13 protein-coding genes and 1 pseudogene are annotated in these 18,710 nt (G+C 38.9%); 8 read left to right on the forward strand and 6 right to left on the reverse strand.

Going from position 1 to position 18,710, the window contains the following annotated elements:
• Positions 1–244 precede the first annotated feature (244 nt).
• The 5 genes and pseudogenes from PX700_RS10055 to PX700_RS10075 all read left to right on the forward strand — a co-directional run bounded on the left by PX700_RS10055 (position 245) and on the right by PX700_RS10075 (position 7,164).
• A pseudogene (locus PX700_RS10055) lies at positions 245–1,001 on the forward strand (VOC family protein).
• A gap of 124 nt (positions 1,002–1,125) precedes the next feature.
• Positions 1,126–1,488 carry a hypothetical protein gene (locus PX700_RS10060; RefSeq protein WP_024591417.1) on the forward strand — a complete coding sequence of 121 codons (363 nt, stop codon included), beginning with the start codon at positions 1,126–1,128 and terminating at the stop codon, positions 1,486–1,488.
• Entirely contained in the window at positions 1,485–3,818 is a 2,334-nt protein-coding gene (locus PX700_RS10065; protein WP_479520644.1) for a fatty acid cis/trans isomerase, read from the forward strand. The genes PX700_RS10060 and PX700_RS10065 overlap by 4 nt, the downstream gene beginning before the upstream one ends.
• Positions 3,819–3,947: 129 nt before the next feature.
• Positions 3,948–5,678: a response regulator gene (locus PX700_RS10070; protein ID WP_479520645.1), complete on the forward strand. Its 1,731-nt coding sequence runs from the start codon at positions 3,948–3,950 to the stop codon at positions 5,676–5,678.
• 76 nt (positions 5,679–5,754) lie between these two features.
• The gene (locus PX700_RS10075; RefSeq protein ID WP_479520646.1) at positions 5,755–7,164 is read left to right on the forward strand and encodes an ATP-binding cassette domain-containing protein; all 1,410 of its coding nucleotides are present in this window, start codon (positions 5,755–5,757) and stop codon (positions 7,162–7,164) included.
• A gap of 47 nt (positions 7,165–7,211) precedes the next feature.
• Here the strand turns inward: PX700_RS10075 and PX700_RS10080 are convergent, their stop codons facing one another.
• From PX700_RS10080 to PX700_RS10105, 6 genes are all read right to left on the reverse strand, one after another.
• A complete protein-coding gene (locus PX700_RS10080) occupies positions 7,212–8,090 on the reverse strand; it encodes a TraB/GumN family protein (RefSeq protein ID WP_479520647.1) in 879 nt (292 codons plus the stop codon).
• Positions 8,091–8,138: 48 nt separating this feature from the next.
• On the reverse strand, positions 8,139–9,575 hold the full coding sequence (locus PX700_RS10085) for a sensor histidine kinase (protein ID WP_479520648.1): 1,437 nt from the start codon (positions 9,573–9,575) through the stop codon (positions 8,139–8,141).
• A complete protein-coding gene (locus PX700_RS10090; protein WP_479520649.1) occupies positions 9,556–10,230 on the reverse strand; it encodes a response regulator transcription factor in 675 nt (224 codons plus the stop codon). The genes PX700_RS10085 and PX700_RS10090 overlap by 20 nt, the downstream gene beginning before the upstream one ends.
• A gap of 63 nt (positions 10,231–10,293) precedes the next feature.
• Positions 10,294–12,273: an LTA synthase family protein gene (locus tag PX700_RS10095; protein ID WP_479520650.1), complete on the reverse strand. Its 1,980-nt coding sequence runs from the start codon at positions 12,271–12,273 to the stop codon at positions 10,294–10,296.
• Entirely contained in the window at positions 12,264–12,635 is a 372-nt protein-coding gene (locus PX700_RS10100; RefSeq protein WP_479520651.1) for a diacylglycerol kinase, read from the reverse strand. Before PX700_RS10100 ends, PX700_RS10095 begins: the two co-directional genes overlap by 10 nt.
• The gene (locus tag PX700_RS10105) at positions 12,632–14,302 is read right to left on the reverse strand and encodes a phosphoethanolamine transferase (protein ID WP_479520652.1); all 1,671 of its coding nucleotides are present in this window, start codon (positions 14,300–14,302) and stop codon (positions 12,632–12,634) included. Before PX700_RS10105 ends, PX700_RS10100 begins: the two co-directional genes overlap by 4 nt.
• A 554-nt stretch (positions 14,303–14,856) precedes the next feature.
• On the opposite strand from PX700_RS10105, the gene ilvG reads away from it, so the two are divergent.
• The 3 genes from ilvG to ilvD all read left to right on the forward strand — a co-directional run bounded on the left by ilvG (position 14,857) and on the right by ilvD (position 18,709).
• The gene (gene ilvG / locus PX700_RS10110) at positions 14,857–16,506 is read left to right on the forward strand and encodes an acetolactate synthase 2 catalytic subunit (protein ID WP_479520653.1); all 1,650 of its coding nucleotides are present in this window, start codon (positions 14,857–14,859) and stop codon (positions 16,504–16,506) included.
• Positions 16,503–16,748: an acetolactate synthase 2 small subunit gene (ilvM, locus tag PX700_RS10115; protein WP_024600392.1), complete on the forward strand. Its 246-nt coding sequence runs from the start codon at positions 16,503–16,505 to the stop codon at positions 16,746–16,748. Before ilvG ends, ilvM begins: the two co-directional genes overlap by 4 nt.
• Positions 16,749–16,852: 104 nt before the next feature.
• Positions 16,853–18,709: a dihydroxy-acid dehydratase gene (ilvD, locus tag PX700_RS10120; protein WP_479520654.1), complete on the forward strand. Its 1,857-nt coding sequence runs from the start codon at positions 16,853–16,855 to the stop codon at positions 18,707–18,709.
• Position 18,710 lies beyond the last annotated feature (1 nt).

The following is an 18,710-nucleotide window of genomic DNA, read 5'->3' on the forward strand; positions in this document are numbered from 1 at the left end:
CAGCTCCTAGAATGTAGGTCGGGCGAGCGAAGCGACTCCCGACGCTTAAAATATAATAAAAACACAATAAAACCCCTCAATATCTCTTTTTTGAAATACGTTTTTCTAACTTTAGAATAATACCTTTATTTATCGACTCTGATTAGTCATTGCTCTAATCTCAATTTATGATCTGTCCAATTATATAGTTTATAAAATGTGACAGAGCTCGTTTAAATAAAATTAGAATAATAAGGGCTTAATAATGAGTAAAATTGAAAATCATCCACATGGGATTTTTTGTTGGTCAGAACTTTGTACGCACAATTGGAAAGAGGGGAAGGCGTTTTATACATCATTATTTGATTGGGGATATGAAGATCAGCCTATTGGGGAGGACATATATTACACTATGCTACAAAAGCAAGATGATGATATAGCCGCTATGTACGAAATGCCTGAAGAGCAAATTAGTGCAGAGATACCAAGTAATTGGTTGGCCTATATTGCAGTCGATAATGTAGATGACTGTGCTGCAAAAGCGAAAGAGCTAGGTGCTGAAATTATTGTCGGCTCGCATGATGTTATGAATGCAGGACGAATGTTGATGTTAAAGATCCTGTAGGTGCCACTGTTGCACTATGGCAAGGAGGTGAGCATAAAGGTTGTAAACACTTAGGGGAGTTAAATACGCCTTATTGGCATGTGTTAGCAACCAGAGATAATAAAGTAAGTAGAGACTTTTACTGTACTTTACTAGGCTGGGAAAGTGAAATAAAGCCAATGGAAGGGATGAACTACACTTTGTTTTTGGTAGATGGACAGCCAATTGCCGGCATGCTTGAGATTACAAGCGACTGGCCTGAAGATATTCCTGCTCATTGGATGATTTATTTTGCAGTATAGAGTTGCAATACAGCAGTAAATAAAGCCGCTAGCTTAGGTGGACAAGTATGTGTTCCTGCAACAGATATCCCCGATGTTGGTCGTTTTAGTGTTATATATGCGACCCTCAAGATTAAGTATTTTCGGTGATCGAATCTGTTATAGATGACGTTTAAACAGTTAAATAGCTTTAGCGTTAATTTACTCGCTAGTTTGTTATAATACTCGCCAATTAAATCGTCAGAAAGTGCAGAGAACGCAATGGAATTTGAACAAGATAGCAATTTAACCCTTCCTTTATTTCTATTAGATGAATCATTAAGTGATAGAGATTTAGAGCAGCCTGATTTTGAAATATCAATTGGACTTGATGATGAGTTACTTGCTCAAATTTGCCAAAATCCAAGTGAAGATAGCAGTGTAGCTATTACCGTTAGCGGTTATGAGTTGCTTATAACTGATTCTCTGTATCTAAGTATATTAGAGCAAGAGCATGATGCGCAGATAACATTAACGCATGGACCTCTTTTAAGTATTGTTTTGAATACTGAAGGTCAAAAAACATTCGTTTCTCCTCAAATGGATATGATGCCCACCTTCGATTTAGGTGACGAGGACGAATGAAAAAAATAATAATAAGTACATTTGTATTAATTATCCTTAGTGGTTGTGCTTACTTAGGTAATGCACATTACGATGATTTATTTGGCCCTGAACAAGCGCAAGAGCGAATAGTTCCTCATACTACAGGTGCAGGCGCTGATTTTTTACAAAATGTAAAACCTGTGCTCGATACCCGCTGTGTTGTTTGCCACGGTTGTTACGACGCACCTTGTCAGCTTAAGCTCTCATCCCCTGAAGGTATTGACCGTGGCTTGAGTAAAGAACTTGTTTACGATGGAACTCGTTTATTGGCAACAACCCCAAGCCGTTTATTGTTTGATGCAACCAATACACAGCAATGGCGAGAAAAAAACTTTACCCCAGTGCTTAATGAGCGCATGCAAAGTGAAGAGGCTAACTTAGCGGGCAGTGTGTTGTTTAACAGCTTGGTATTAAAGCAAAGCTATGAATTACCAGTTAATGAAGTTTTAGGTGATGAATTTGATTTTTCGTTAGGGCGTTCACAAACCTGTGCAACAATGGGGGAGTTTGATAGATTAGCAGATGATCAGCCTCATGGCGGTATGCCTTATGGTTTACCAGGTGTTTCGCGTGAAGAGTTTAATCACTTACAGGACTGGCTTAAAAATGGCGGTAAAATGTCACACATTAAGCCGCCAAGTAAATTTGATCAGAATAAAATAACGGGTTGGGAAGCATTTTTAAATCAAGACGATTTAAAGTATCAGTTATCAGCACGTTATATTTATGAACATTGGTTTTTAGCACATATTTATTTTACGTCAGAAAACCCACAAAGCTTTTTTAAACTAGTTCGCTCGAGTACGCCTCCTGGTGAAACAATAAAATTAATAAATACGCGTCGTCCATATGACGATCCTAAAGTTAGTCGTGTTTATTATCGCTTTATGCAAGAGCGTACAACCATACTTTCTAAAACGCATTTACCGCTTGAGCTTAATGAAGCTAAGTTACTGCGCTTATACAAGCAGTTTATTGCACCAGATTATACAGTTACGCAAATGCCAAGTTATAAAGCAGAGTCGGCTTCTAATCCTTTTAAAACCTTCGAAGTAATCCCTATTAAGTCTAAATATCAGTTTATGCTTGATGAGTCTGAACTTATTATTATGGGCTTTATTAAAGGACCTGTTTGTCGTGGTCAGATTGCTTTAAATGTTATAAATGATCACTTTTGGGTGGCGTTTGCTGATCCTGATAAGGTTGCGACTCCTGCTGTAGGGGAAATGCTAATGCAACATGAAGAAGCTCTAGAACTTCCTGCCGCTGAAGAAAGTAATGCGTTACCTATTTCTAGCTGGGTTAAATATTCAGTTCGTGAGAAAAAATATTTACAGGCAAAAGTTGAGCTTGCTAACGAAATGTTTAAAGGTGGCGAGCATCTTACAACTGACTTGCTTTGGAAAGGTGATGGGCACAATAAAAATGCTGCGCTGACTATTTTCCGCCATTTTGATAGTGCAACTGTTGTTAAAGGTTTTATTGGTCAAGAGCCTAAAACCACGTGGATACTTGATTATGCGTTATTTGAACGTATTCATTATTTGCTTGTTGCAGGCTTTGATGTATACGGAAATATAGGCCATCAATTGGTTACACGTTTATATATGGATTTTTTACGTTTAGAGGGAGAGCAAAACTTTTTAGCTCTATTACCTGAGCACAAGCGTAATCAAATCAAAAAGCAGTGGTACCGTAATTCACCACCTGACTTATCTAAGTTCTTTAAAAGTAACCGAGAATTTAGCCAGCCCAGTGGTATTAACTATGAAACTGATGATCCACAGCATGAACTATATACCTTGATGAAAGAAGCCTTAGCGCCAGTTTTAAGTGAAAAATACAACTACACTGAAGTGCCAAAGCCGTTAAATGTAGTAAGTAACATGCCAGCAAAAGCGGTTAACTTATTACCTCAGCTTTCTTTTATACTTGTAAAGCAAGAAGATAATAGCCATAAGGGCTACACTATTATTCATCATAATGCGCACTACAATATATCTAGTTTATTAAACGAAGATGGTCAGCGTGCTTATGATGAAGATACAGCAACAATCGTTCCTGGCTTTATTGGTGATTACCCAGCTGCCATTTGGTATTTAAATAACGAGCAACAAGTAAATGCTTTTGCTGAGCAATTACCAATGATGCAAATTGAAGCTGATTACCGCGCTTTAAAAAGTAAATATGGTATTCGTCGTACTCATCCGCAATTTTGGCAATACAGCGATATATTGCACGAAACGGCTAAAAAATATCGAGGAATAGAATATGGAATGTTTGACTATAATCGATTAGAGAATCGTTAACACTTACCTTTATATATGCCCAGCTTTTGCTGGGCTTTTTATTGCTTATTAACTTAAAAACATAATTACTCTGACTGATTTTTTGTTTTATAAAATTAGTCTACACTTAAATAAAAAACAGGCTTTTGCATGTTCGATATTATTAAAAGTGTTAGAAAGCGATATCGATGGGCGTTATTGACTATTGCTCTTTTAATCAGTGGTTCTGCTCTATTGTTACAATATAGTTTTTCCGTTCAAAAATATGATGCAAAAGTTATTAATATTGCTGGTAAGCAAAGAATGCTGTCGCAAAAAATAGCGTGGCATAGCAATACCATACTCAGCATTAGTAATTATTCACCACTTCATACAGAATCGCTTGAAAAATCTCTCAATACATTTAAAAAATCCCACCAAACACTATTAACAAAAAATTCTGATGATGAATACATTTATTTAGATTCAGCATTAGTGGATTTATATTTTGGTGCAACTACTGGCTTGGATAAGACAGTATTAGAATATGTAGAGCAAACTGAGAGGCTTTTGTATCAAGAAGGTGAGGTAAACCACTCAGTATTTTCTATAAAGCATATTGAAACGCTGTTAGCTACGCTTGATAAAGCGGTTAGCTTATTTGAGTCCCAAGCTGTTAAAAAAATTAACAGAGTCGCCAACCTAGAGATATTATGCTGGTTATTGGCAATGGTGCTGCTACTTGTTGAGCTAAGATTTGTTTTTATGCCAATGGAAAAAGAGATTTCAGATACGCTTATAAAACTACAAAAGCAAAAAGATTTTGTTCATCAAACAAGCCAAAATAAAGAGCACTTTATTGCTAGAGCAAGTCACGAATTTAGGACACCTTTGCAAGGGCTTATTACGTCTATTGAGGATCTGGAGGTTTCTGATACTCAGCAAAGCGTTAAAACCCAAGCTAACTATTGCGCGCTTCGGTTAATAGCTATATTAGATGAGCTACAGGACTTACAGGCTTTAAGCGCAGGTAAATGGATACCGCATTTAAAAGATGAAAACCTTTTAGAGTCGTGTAACAAAGTAGTAATAGCTTACGAGTATGCATGTCAGCAAAAAGGCCTAAAACTAGTTAGTTGTTTAGATGAATCGTTAAATTGTGTATGTAAATTAGATCACCAACGTTTGCAGCACACACTTACAGAATTAATTAGTAACGCTATTAAGTTTACGAAAGAAGGTGAAATTACTGTCTCTGCAAAGCTTTTTAATGATGAATTTCATTTAACGGTGAGTGACACTGGCAGTGGCTTTTCGAAGAAAATTACTGACCTGGAATTTGACTCATTTAAACAAACCAATCACTTTCAAGGGTTAAGAACAGGCCTAACCCGGGTTCAATACGTTGTAAAAGCACTGAATGGTGAAATTATTTTTACAAATAATAAAACTCATGGTGCTTTGGTGTCTTTGTATTTACCAGTGGCAATAAGTAAAGCCCTCCCAAAACCTCTTAAAGTAAACGACAAGCTAACGTGTTTAGTCGTCGAAGATAATCCATTAAACACCATGTTATTAACCCGCATACTTAGTTTATTAGGTTTAAGCTATGATTGCGCAGAAAATGGAAAAGTCGCCTGTGATATGGTGAGTGAAAATCAGTACGATATTGTTTTTATGGACCTAAACATGCCAGTAATGGATGGGTTTGAGGCGATTAAAAAAATACGATCAGAGCTTAATAAAGTAATGCCAATTATTGTTATAACAGCAAATACCTCACAAAATGATATAGATCGAGTTTATGAATACGGGGCTAACCTTCATATTCATAAACCAATAAGTCAGCAAGCAATTAAAGACGCATTAAATAGTATTAGCGTTGTGAATGAAATAAATTAATTTTGCAGATAACACGCTTGCTAAGCACTTTTAATATGCGTTAATTTACTGTTTTAAGGTCTATTAGGGAAAGTTAGTGCAGTCAATTACGCTTGAGCAATTTAATGGTTACTTACAAGGGCAAGGCAAAAGTCGTTATGATATATGCAACCTAGATTGGCAAGTGAACCTAGGAGAACATTGGTTGCTTCTAGGTGCTAATGGAGCAGGTAAATCTGCATTAACAGCTGCGTTAGTTGGTGAGGCTAAGTGCGAAAGTGGTAAGCGTACAAGTAGTATAAATAAACTTATGCTTGTGTCTTCAGATTCGCATAAACAGTTACTGGCCCAAGAATTAGAGCGTGAAAAGCATAGCCTTGTTAAAGACCTTATATTTGCAGAGCATAGTAATAATAGTGAGTTATTAGCGCAGCTAATAGAATTATTTAAATTTAGCTCATTACTAAATAGGCATTTTAGAGATCTTTCAACCGGTGAAACTCGTAAACTCCTACTTATTAAAGCACTCAGCTCCCAGAGCGAGTTAGTCGTGCTTGATGAGCCATTTGATGGGCTCGACGTACAATCTTGCCAGCAGCTTAATAAAATACTCATAGCGCTTAGCCACACAGTTACTTTTGTTTTTGTACTAAACCGCCTAGACGAAATCCCTTCATTCATTACTCACTATGGTTATGTAAACCAAGGCAGCTTGTTACATACTTTAGCAAAGCCAAGTAGTGAGCAATTAAGTGACTTACTAAAACTACTTCATTTAGAGCATACTTCATTGGATGTGCCATCTCCTGATACCGAGCAAGAGCAAAAGGCATTCACTGGTAATACCTTAGTTAAATTGAGTAATGCTAAAGTTAGTTATAGTGACGCAAGCATATTCAAAAATCTTAATTGGACTATAAAAAAGCATCAGCATTGGCAGCTTAGTGGGGCGAACGGTTCAGGTAAAACCTGCCTATTAAATTTAATAACAGGTGATAACCCACAGTGTTATAACAACGACATTGAAGTATTTGGTTTTAAACGTGGAACAGGGGAGAGTATTTGGGATATAAAACAGCATATTGGTTTTATATCTAACGCGCTACATATGGATTATCGCATAAGTATATCGGCTTTAAATACTGTTATTTCGGGCTTTTACGACAGCATAGGCTTATATCAAAAACCGAGTGACGCACAAACTAATATTGCTCAGCAGTGGCTGGCATTTATTGGTTTAAGTGACAAACAAAACACCTCATTCACCCAACTTTCGTACGGCGATCAACGTATGCTGTTAATTGTACGAGCTATGGTAAAGCATCCAACATTACTTATTTTAGATGAACCTTGCTTAGGTTTAGATGAAGCAAACAGGCAGCGTGTACTACTACTAATCGAGAAAATTTGTGCTGCCAATACAAGTACCGTGATTTATGTAAATCATCATGCGGCAGACAAAATTAAAGGAATAGAGAACTACTTAAAAATGGAAGACTTTAATTAAAAGCTCAAAGAAAGGTTGAGCGAAAACTCACTCAACCCATTTTTATTTTAAAGACGAGTAACGCTAAACCCTTTATCTCGTAGCTGTTTAAGTAAACCGTGTTTTTCAGGCAAATGTAGCGCACCCACGGCAATAAATAGTTGCTCATTTGCTAAACGCGGTGTGAGTTGTTTAACCCAATTATTATTGCGATTAGTTAGCATAACTTGCTCGCTAATCTCGCCGTAATTACTGTCATCAAAACTCATGTTGTAGTAATCGGTTAGTGTATCCATATCACCGTTTTTCCAGGCATTAACTAACTTGATAAAGTAAGTATTAATATCGCTTAGCTGCTCAAATGTTTCTTCAATCATTTCATTGCTCAGTAGCGCCATGCCATCAAACATCTGTAGTTGTTGCTCTAGCGTTTCAAGCTCACCTATTTTTATTTTATGCTCTTTAGCGTAAGCAAGTACTTGTTTATCTATGCCTGTTTTATCTGAATATCCTGCATTTTGAAATTCAATTTGCATCATAGTCACCATAACAGCCCATGGTTTTAAGCCATTAAACATAGCAATATCAATCGACTTTTTAGCAAAGTAATCTTTTAGCTTGGTATAATTTTGCTTTGAAAGCTCAGTTTGCAATGTTTTACCGTCACTTAGCATCATAAATGGCATTGAACGCTGCTGCATTTCAAGCGGTGTGAGTTTACTTATATCAACCTCAACAATCACTTCTTGGCTAGCAGAAATAGCATCGGTTACATTTTTAGGTAAGCCTTTCATACTGGCATCACCAACGTGTACGGTGCCAAATAAGTAAGAGCTGACGCCATTTTTTTCTATTTTATATAAGGCAGGAGCTGCATAGCTGTTAAGGCTAAATGTTATAAGTAATGCCACAATAAAAAAGTGGCTAACACGGATAAGAGCATTCATGGTTTGTCCTTAAATCTGGAAATTAGTAGTGTAAATACTAACCTAAATTTACTTAATGGATAACGTTAATATAAACGTTAGCGTATTGTTCTCGGTATTACTGGCCGTAATCGTAAAGCCATTTAAGTTGCATAAGCTCTGCACAATAGATAACCCTAAACCGTGGCGCTGGTTATTAGTTCTAGATGAATCTAGCTGATAGAGCGGGTCAAAAATAGCTGTTAGCTGTTCACTACTTAATGGCTGATTTACTTTGTTGCTAACAGAAATAGTCATGTTTGTGTTGTTATTTACCGCAGTTAATTTAATTAGCGCCTCAGGGAGTCCATAAAATAGTGCGTTATCGATTAAGTTACACAAAATGGTATTTAAACTAAATTCGTCAGCATTAAGTGTAAGTTCGTCACTTATTTCGTTATTTAAACGCGTTTTAATATTTGGATGCTTAAAGGTCAGCTCATCAATAACTTGATTTACTAAGTTATTTAAAATGATGCTTTGTGCATTCAATTGCATAGTACTACTACTTGAGCGCTGCAATAGTAAGAGGTTGCTAACAATCGTTTTCATGCGCTGTGAAATACTAAGTACATCACTGGTATAGGTGTCACTAATACGTTTATCTTCGGGATAACGAATAGCTACCTCTGAAAGGCTTATAAGTTCAGCAATTGGGGTTTTTAGCTCATGTGCAATATCGCTTGTTAGGCGTTTTTCATTACTATAAAGCTGCTGATTAACAGTAATAAACTTATTTAGCTCGTTACGTATGGGCTCTATTTCAACTACTTTAAAGTCGCTTTCTATTGTTTGTGCCACACCTGTAATATCGAGTAACTTAATTTGGTCGTTTAAGCTGTGTAGAGGATGCAGGCCTTTATTTACAATACGTGTCACTAAATAGCGCACACCAAACACACCAAGCACACAGGTTAAAATAAAGACCACATCAATAATAATCAGTACTTTATTAAGTTCGGCTGTCGGCGCTGCAATCGCAAGAGTCATGGTATTAAAAACAGCAGAATGAGAGGTGTCTCTATCATCTTTTTGGGCTATAAAATGACTTATAAGTGCGCGGCCATCAAGTCCGTTAGGGAGCTCGTAATCTATAATTTTAGATTCGTTTATCGGCATTTCTAAAAAAGGCAGGTTAGCATTTTCATAAAGCGCTAATGAGTCCGAGCGCTCAAACACGTCACGGCCATGCCATAATTGGTAAAACTCAGTGGCATCTGCAGCTTCATACTCCGACATAAACTCGCCAGCAAAATCAAATTCAACCACATTGTTGTCATCTTCAACTAAGGTTTTTAAGTAGTTGGCTTTATTAGTTAAAGATTGATTGAATTGATCTTCCACCCAAGTATCAACGCTTAAATCAACGGTTAAAAATATGGTGAATAAAATAACTAAGATCACGGCGCTAATATTATTAACGAGTTTACGCCTTATTGAGTGACTTTTATTTTGTTGTTGCGACATAACCAAATCCACGTTTATTTTTTATCGGGAGCTCGCCATCAAACTGTCTTACTTTTTTACGTATAGTAGATATGTGTGCTTCAAGCGCATTTTTAGAGAGCATATCGAACTGACCTACTACTGCTTCACTTATAAACTCTAGTCCTAACACCCGCTCAGGAGTATTAAATAAGCATTCTATTATTTTATATTCATTACGAGTGAGCTCAATGGCATGTTGCTTGTAATGAAGCGTTTTAAGCGAGAGATCTAATACGCAGTCGCCTACTGTCAGTGTATTTTGTTGGTTTTGCAGTGATCCACGGCGAAGTAATGCAAGGACACGAGCATGGAGTTCTTCAAACGAAAATGGCTTAGTTAAATAGTCATCTGCGCCTTTCATCAGGCCGTTAATTTTATCTTGAGGTTCACTTCGTGCAGATAAAATAAGCACACGGCTTTGGCTATTACTGCTACGCAGTGCTTGTAAAATACTCATGCCATCAACACTCGGCAGCATTAAATCAAGTACCAGGAGGTCGTAGTTTCCACTCAGTGCCATGCTTAAACCTTCTGAGCCATCACCGGTTTCATCTACCGTAAAGCCAAGGTTGCTAAGGCCAACTTGCAAGCTGCGCCTTAGTGCTTCAGAGTCTTCAATTACGAGGATTTTCATGTTTACTCGGTTTATAAAAATAGCCTTGTTACTTTAACAAGGCTTTATTATCAAGTCACTTGGTTAATGATACCAACCGTTTGTATAAGCTAAGTTACCTAAGTTCGCGTGGGCGAGGGCCTTTTTAATCAGTTGCTCATCGTTTTCACATGGTACAAGCTGATTATTACTATATGTATAGGTGGTTGCTGGTTTTTGTGGTTGCAACACCACCACTTTATTACCGTGCATATAGGCAAAGTTTTTGTCGTATTGCATCATGGCGCGTTGTTTGTTGTTGCCAATTGGCTTTGATAAATCATGGCCTATCATAGGGTGCTTGCCACTTGCACCAATTAAAGACAGTAAAGTCACAGGGATATCGAGTTGGCTGGCTAGCTGGTTATCACGTTTATGGGTAATACCTTTACCAAAAATAACGGCTGGAATTTTAAAGTGATCAACAGGAACTAAGCTCGAGCCCGATACGCGTGAATCGTGATCAGCAATAACTATAAATACAGTGTCGTCCCAGTAGCTCGATTTTTTAGCTTTTTTAATAAACTTACCTAGTGCGTAATCGGCATATTTTGCAGCATTATTACGGGTTTGTTTTTGTTTATCGTACAACGTTATTTTGTCGTCAGGAAAGTCATACGGGCTATGATTAGAGCTTGAAAATATAAGGCTAAAAAAGGGTTTATTCTGTTGTTTAAGTTTAGTGAGTTCTATGTCGGCTTGGTCGTACAAGTCTTCGTCTGATGCGCCCCACGAGCCATTAAAGTCTATTTTTTTAAAATTATTTGTATCTACGATATCTTTAAAGCCATTACCTAAAAAGAAGCTTCGCATGTTGTCGAAGTGGCTTTCGCCACCATAAATAAACTGTGTGTTGTAATTTCTCTTCGCTAAAAAGTCAGCAATAGTAAAAAAGTCACGTTGTGATTTATCAAGTTTAACAACCGCACGCGAAGGTGTGGGTGTGAACCCTGTAATTACTGCCTCAATACCACGCACCGAGCGCGTACCCGTGGCGTATAAGTTATCAAATCCCCAGCCTTGTTTATAAAGGGCGTCTATATTAGGTGTAAGCGGTAAACCGCCAAGCGTGCCTACGTAACGAGCACCTAAACTTTCTTGTAAAATAATGACTAGATTTTTTGGCTTACCTGTATTGCTTGCGCCATGAAACGTTTTTGTAGGGGCGGTTACATCATTAAATGCGGCTTGCGTGTTTTGCATGTTACTACGCACAATGCTAAGCAATTCATCGGTAGGCATTTTGCCATAATAGTCTTGGCTTGATTGCTCGTTAGAGAGTTGCTTAACTGCAAATGCGACGCTATAAAGTGAGTTAAGGGTTAAGTCGTTAAGTAAGTGATCAGTAGAGAACGAGACCATGGCGGGGTTAAGTGGTCTGTGCCCTAATGAGTTACGCGCGCCCAAAATAGTTAAGCATACTAAAACGAGCGCTAAAATTGATTGGTTTAAGCCTGTTAGTGATGACGTACTTTGCCATTGATTGCCAAATACTTTACCTGCAAATTTACAGCTTAAAATAAGTGCTATAACAGCAATAAATACTTCTAACTTATAGCCCGAAAAAATCATTTTTGAGACTTCTTTAGGGTAAATTAAATACTCTATAAATAAGCGGTTTGGGCGCAAGTCATACTCGTTTATAAACGTAGGTGTAATCACTTCAAAAAAAACAAGTAAAGCCGACATAGCCACTAAGTAAATTTTAATTAGGCCGCGTACTTTATTTTGCCACCCTATGCTTTGCATAACTAAAGTCAGTAGTAATGCGGGCATAATAATGTAGCTTAAAGTGGCTATATCTACTCTTAAACCACCTATAAATATAGATAACCACGCATGCGATCCAAATACACGCTCACCTTGCCAAACACTCAAACCAAAACGAGCAAGTGTTAAAAAGCTAAGTGCCAAAACAGCAAATACAACAAAAATCCATACAGGGCCAAGTGCATTTTGTACCTTAGGTATTACTTTAAATATTAGCCTCGTTATTTTAGCTATAAAAGTTAGCTTTATGCCCATAACACAGCCCACCAAATAAGAGCCGTAATTAGCATGGCTATAAACACACTGGCTGAGGCAATATCTTTAGCAAGACCCGAAAGCTCATGGTATTCACTGCCAATTCTATCCACCACAACCTCAACGGCTGTATTTACCAGTTCAGCAAACAAAACAAAAAGCAGGCTAGCTATCAGTAATAACTTGTCGCTTAGTACAATTTTTTGTAGCCACACAAACACCCCAAGTAACGAAAACAGTGCTAGCTCTTGTTGAAACGCCGCTTCAAATCGACTCATCCATTTTAAGCCGTTAAAAGAATGACTTAAGGTAAAAATAAGGCGCATTAAGCCTTGGCGTTTTATAACGGTTTTATTACTCATAGTTGTATTTCGCTTGGTGTTGTTTGGCAGCTAGCAAGTAAATCGAGCGATGCCTGATACGTTTTGCTTTTAATGCCAATTAAATTTAAAAGGGTGTGAAAAATATTGTTGTGTGAGCGTGCAGCAGTGGTATCTAAATTAGCTAAACAGGTATTGGTAATGTGCTGATTATGCTCATCAGCCCACATATAAAGGGGGACATGTGTTTGTGTACTTGGGGCAAAGCTATACGGAAAACCATGTAAATACGCACCGGCTTCGCCAAGTGATTCACCATGATCGGAGACATATAAAAATTGCTTATCTATGTTGTTTGGCAGTGCTTTTAATTGCTCAATTACTTGGGCGTTAACAAAGTCACTGTACGCAATTGTGTTGTCGTAGGTATTAACTAATTCATCGAGTGAGCAGTTTTGAATGTCGCTTCTGTCGCACGTAGGTGTAAATTGCTTAAACTTTTCTGGGTAGCGCTTAAAGTAGGTTGGCCCGTGTGAACCCATCATATGTAGGACGATAACAGTGTTAGCTTGGCTTAAATTAGCGAGTTTGCGTTTAAGTGAAGCAAGCAGAGCTTCATCAAAGCAATATTTCCCATCGCAAAGCGCTGATGCAGCGGTTGAAATATCAATGCTAACAACACGGGTGCATACGTTTTTACAGCCGCTGTTGTTATCAATCCACAGTACGTCGCTGCCAGCTTGCTGTGCTAGGTCAATCAGGTTTTGTTGGTTGTCGGCCGCTAATCGATCAAAGTTATCTTGTGTTTGCAGCGAAAACATACACGGCACAGATACAGCTGTTGCCGTACCGCATGAGGCGACATTATTAAAATACGTTACATTATGCTTTTGTGTATAAGGGTTGGTGCTTCGTTTATAACCTTGGTAAGCAAAGTTTTCTGCTCGTGCGGTTTCGCCAACAACTATAACGGTTACGCTGGTGGTGTTAGGCGCAATTAAAGTGGGTGTTGTATCTATATTTTTAAACTTTATATTGGTGTACAGCAGTTGATCGCGCATATATTTATAACCGCTGGAGAGATACTGAAATGGGATAATTTCTTTTTTCAAAATGCGGTTATTACGGCCAGTCGCTGCGTAGTCGGCGTAAAAGTTCACGACCACTAAAACAATTAATGAGCAGCACGCTACAATAAGTTTTATACGGCTAATCGCTTCTTGATGGGGGCGAGTAAAGTGTATTTTTACTTTGCTTAATATAAAAACAGGTAGCGCACAAAATAGCAGTAAAAAGCCTATGAGCTGTGGATTTAAATAGCTCAGCGCTTCGCTTGAATCCGTTTCGAATGTGTTTTGAATCATTGAATAGTCAAACACGACGCCGTAATTTAATGAACCGTAAAGCACGGCACTCGAAATTATCAGTAAAAGGTAATTAAGTGGCTTTAGTAACCACCTAACCGACACTATCGAAAAGAAAATAATTAAAAGGCATAGCAAAAGCAGCGGCACTGAAAGTAAAAACAGCCACGAAAAAGAAGCAAGGGAGGTGATGGCACTAAATGAACCTTGGATAAAAGGAATGTTTATAACTAAGCAGTAATAACAGGCAATCATCACTACAAAGGCGTTTGCACTACAGTGAATGTAAAACCGTTTACTACGATTTGGCTTTTTTTGTGTTGGTGTTTGGCTAGTTACGTTCATATTTAGGCTCGTTTAAAATAACAACGCCATGCTATGTAACAACACTTAAGAATTGCTTAAGAGAACCTACGCATTACCTGAAGATGATAAATAATTTTATTTATAGAAATATTCTTAAAAATTAATCAAACCTTAAATAAGGAATATAAGAATAGTGAATTTCTGTGATTAAAATTAGAGCATAAAAAAACCACTAACAGCTTATATAATGAATTTTAAAACCTGATAAATTGCCTTTTAGTCTTTTTGTTAGATTAACTTTGGTGTTGACTTAAAGGGCCTAGCGCGGTACTAATATAAAAAGAGAGCGAAGGAATAACCTTCGCGATAAATGAACAAAATTTGGTATTAATTACATGCTTACAAATGCACTTAACCTAGTCCTGATTATTATCGTGGTGATTATTCCCGCGAGGGCTTCGTAGTGCTTTAAAAACTTAAGCATTAAAAAAGCCCTCCGCACCTAACCGTTCGGAGGGCTTTTTAGTTTTAAGGGTAAAGTTTTAAGCGTAAAAATGTAATTGGGTTGTCACTGAGGAATGAGGGTTTTATTAATGACAGGCGCAGAACTAACAATCGACTTATTGGCCAAACACGGCGTAAATGAAGTATTTGGCTACCCAGGCGGAGCTATTATGCCAATTTACGATGCGCTGTATGGCGCGCCAGTCAAACACTACCTTACTCGTCATGAGCAAGGTGCAGGGTTTGCAGCCGTTGGTTATGCTCGCAGCACGCGTAAATTAGGTGTGTGTTTTGCAACATCGGGCCCTGGCGCAACTAACTTAATCACTGCCCTTGCTGATGCGATGATGGACTCAGTGCCATTATTGGCGATCACCGGTCAAGTGCCTACTGCTGCCATTGGATCAGATGCATTTCAAGAAATAGATGTACTAGGCATGTCGCTTTCGTGTACTAAGCACAGTTACATGGTTGAACGAGCTGAAGACTTAGCAGAGATACTACAAGAAGCGATTCATTTAGCGCAAAGCGGCCGACCGGGTCCTGTACTTGTCGATATCCCAAAAGATATTCAAATGGCGCAAGTACCTTTTAAACCTTGGCTTGCAGCTGATGAATACTTACCACAATTAGATTTAAATCAAGTTGCTATTGCTAATCAATTACTTAGTGAAGCAAAACAGCCTGTAGCGTATGTCGGTGGTGGTGTACAAGCCGCTGATGCGCAAGACGAGCTAATGCAGTTTTTAAATAAAACACAAATGCCTGCTGTATCAACACTTAAAGCATTGGGCAGTGTGTTACCAGACTACGAACACTACTTAGGCATGCTAGGTATGCATGGCACTCAAGCGGCTAATATTGCTGTGCAAGAATGTGATGTGCTTGTATGTATAGGGGCGCGCTTTGATGACCGCGTAACGGGTAACTTAGCTAAATTTGCAGCTAAAGCCAAAGTAATCCATTTAGATATAGATGCTGCTGAAGTAGGTAAACGTAAACCTGCTAAAGCTTCATTAATTGCTGATTTAAAAACGTCGTTACCCGCACTTGAGTGCTTTGTAACACCTAAAGCGTGGTGTAACACAAATAAAGAAATGAATATTAAGCACGCGTGGCGTTACGACTACCCTGGTGAGAAGGTTTATGCACCTTATTTACTTAGTCAGCTTAGTGAGCGTATGCCAAAAACTGGCGTTGTGTGCTGTGATGTTGGCCAGCACCAAATGTGGGTCGCGCAGCATATGAAATTTAGCCATCCGAGTAATCATTTAAGTAGTGGTGGCGCAGGCACAATGGGCTTTGGTTTACCGGCAGCTATTGGCGCACAAGTAGCACGCCCTGATGACTTTGTTATTACCGTGTCGGGCGATGGCTCAATCATGATGAATATTCAAGAGCTTGCAACTATTCGTCGTAATAATTTACCTGTAAAAATATTAATTTTAGATAACCAGCGCTTGGGTATGGTTCGCCAATGGCAGGAACTGTTTTTTGAAGGGCGCTACTCTGAAACTAACCTTTCAGATAACCCTGACTTTGTTCAACTAGCTGCAGTGTTTGGTATTCCTGGGCAAACAATTACCCACGCTAACCAGGTTGATGATGCTATTACTGCATTAGTTAACAGCAAAGGCCCGTACATAGTACATGCCTGTATTGATGATAAAGAAAATGTTTGGCCACTTGTACCACCTGGGGCTGCTAACGACGAAATGATGACGGAGAAAGCAAAATGAAACATAGCCTAACTATTGCATTAAAAAGCCAAAGTATAGCGGTAGAGCGCTTTTTACGAGTGGTGCGTCATCGTGGTTTTGATCTTACGCATTTTCAGCTCAATATAGATGATGGTTTATACAATGTAGCCATGACGGTAGATAGTGATAAACCTATTCACCTATTAACCAGCCAGCTAAACAAGCTGGTGGATGTAAAAGAAGTCACTTTACAAAATTTACAGCACCAACAGGCTGTGTAATTGCGAATTAAAAAATAAATTTACGAGTAACTGAGTCACTCGGTTATTCACCAATTTTAGAATGAGGAATGCCCGCTTATATTGCGGCAAAAACTGAGGTAACTATGGCTAAATTAAGAAGTGCAACAACAACTGAAGGACGTAAACGCGCAGGCGCAAGAGCATTATGGCGCGCAACAGGTATGACAGACTCTGATTTTGGTAAACCGATTATTGCCGTAGTTAACTCGTTTACACAATTTGTACCAGGGCATGTACACCTTAACCAGCTTAGTGAGCTTATGGGTGAGACAATTACGCAGGCTGGTGGCGTTCCTAAAGAATTTAATACCATTGCGATTGATGATGGGATTGCAATGGGTCACGGCGGCATGCTTTATTCATTGCCTTCGCGTGATTTAATTGCTGATTCGGTTGAGTACATGGTAAATGGCCATTGTGCTGATGCGATGATCTGTATTTCAAACTGCGACAAAATCACCCCAGGGATGATGCTTGCAGCGCTACGTTTAAACATACCGGTAATATTTGTATCGGGCGGTCCAATGGAAGCGGGTAAAACTAAACTTGCTAATATCGACATTAAACTTGATTTAGTTGATGCCATGGTTAAAGGCGCAGATGAATCGGTAAGTGATGCAGATTCAGAACAAGTAGAGCGCTCTGCATGTCCTACATGTGGTTCGTGCTCAGGCATGTTTACGGCAAACTCAATGAACTGTTTACTAGAGGCAATAGGTTTAGCGCTGCCGGGTAACGGTACCACGCTTGCGACTCATAAAGACCGTAAACAACTTTATGTTGAAGCGGGTGCCCGTATTGTTGATTTATGCCGTGAGTATTATCAAAAAGATAATCAAGATGTATTGCCACGTGCTATTGCTAACAAAACAGCCTTTATGAATGCAATGGTTGTTGATATTGCAATGGGCGGCTCGTCAAATACCGTATTACATTTACTCGCAGCAGCGCAAGAAGCGGGCGTTGATTTTGATATGTCGCACATTGATGCGCTTTCTCGTAAAACACCATTTTTATGTAAAGTGGCGCCGGCAACACCAGAGTACCATATTGAAGATGTACACCGTGCTGGTGGCATGATGGCAGTTGTACGCGAGCTTGGTAAAGCGGGCTTAGTTGATATGTCGGTTAATCATGTAGCTGGGTCAACAATGGCTGAGCTTGTTAAAAAATGGGATGCAACAGATCCTACTAACGAAGCTGCGCGCAAGTTTTATCGTGCGGGTCCTGCGGGTATTCGTACTACTAAAGCCATGAGCCAAGAGTGTCGTTGGGATGAAGGCGATAATGACCGCGTGAATGGGTGTATTCGAAGCGTTGAACATGCTTTTCGCCAAGACGGTGGTTTAGCTGTGCTTTCGGGCAACTTAGCCGTTGATGGCTGTGTTGTTAAAAGTGCTGGCGTCGTTGACGAAATGCTACATTTTGAAGGCACCGCAGTTGTGTACGAATCACAAGATGATTCGGTAGAAGGTATTTTAAACGACGAAGTAAAAGCCGGAGATGTCGTTGTTATTCGTTATGAAGGGCCAAAAGGCGGCCCAGGTATGCAAGAGATGCTTTATCCAACAAGTTATTTAAAATCAAAAGGCCTAGCTGAACAATGTGCGCTTATTACTGATGGCCGCTTTTCGGGTGGTACTTCGGGTTTATCAATTGGCCACGTGTCACCAGAGGCAGCAAGTGGTGGCGCAATTGCTTATGTTGAAAATGGCGATAAAATTATTATTGATATCGCAACACGTGAAATTACGTTAGCGCTAAGCGATGAAGAACTTGAAGCACGTAAGCAAAAGCAATTAGCACGCGGAAAAATGGCGTACAAGCCAGTTGATCGTGAACGTTATGTGTCGTCTGCTTTAAAAGCTTATGCATTACTTGCAACCAGTGCTGACAAAGGCGCTGTGCGCGATTTAGCTAAATTGGAGGCGCTTAGTTAAT

It is taken from the genome of Pseudoalteromonas sp. TP27, from assembly GCF_056470645.1.

Bases quoted from the DNA above. Each gene is read 5' to 3' on its own strand.
- PX700_RS10060 (WP_024591417.1), top strand. From the start codon at position 1,126: ATGGAATTTGAACAAGATAGCAATTTAACCCTTCCTTTATTTCTATTA.
- PX700_RS10065 (WP_479520644.1), top strand. From the start codon at position 1,485: ATGAAAAAAATAATAATAAGTACATTTGTATTAATTATCCTTAGTGGT.
- PX700_RS10070 (WP_479520645.1), top strand. From the start codon at position 3,948: ATGTTCGATATTATTAAAAGTGTTAGAAAGCGATATCGATGGGCGTTA.
- PX700_RS10080 (WP_479520647.1), bottom strand. From the start codon at position 8,090: ATGAATGCTCTTATCCGTGTTAGCCACTTTTTTATTGTGGCATTACTT.
- PX700_RS10085 (WP_479520648.1), bottom strand. From the start codon at position 9,575: ATGTCGCAACAACAAAATAAAAGTCACTCAATAAGGCGTAAACTCGTT.
- PX700_RS10090 (WP_479520649.1), bottom strand. From the start codon at position 10,230: ATGAAAATCCTCGTAATTGAAGACTCTGAAGCACTAAGGCGCAGCTTG.
- PX700_RS10095 (WP_479520650.1), bottom strand. From the start codon at position 12,273: ATGGGCATAAAGCTAACTTTTATAGCTAAAATAACGAGGCTAATATTT.
- PX700_RS10100 (WP_479520651.1), bottom strand. From the start codon at position 12,635: ATGAGTAATAAAACCGTTATAAAACGCCAAGGCTTAATGCGCCTTATT.
- PX700_RS10105 (WP_479520652.1), bottom strand. From the start codon at position 14,302: ATGAACGTAACTAGCCAAACACCAACACAAAAAAAGCCAAATCGTAGT.
- ilvG (WP_479520653.1), top strand. From the start codon at position 14,857: ATGACAGGCGCAGAACTAACAATCGACTTATTGGCCAAACACGGCGTA.
- ilvM (WP_024600392.1), top strand. From the start codon at position 16,503: ATGAAACATAGCCTAACTATTGCATTAAAAAGCCAAAGTATAGCGGTA.
- ilvD (WP_479520654.1), top strand. From the start codon at position 16,853: ATGGCTAAATTAAGAAGTGCAACAACAACTGAAGGACGTAAACGCGCA.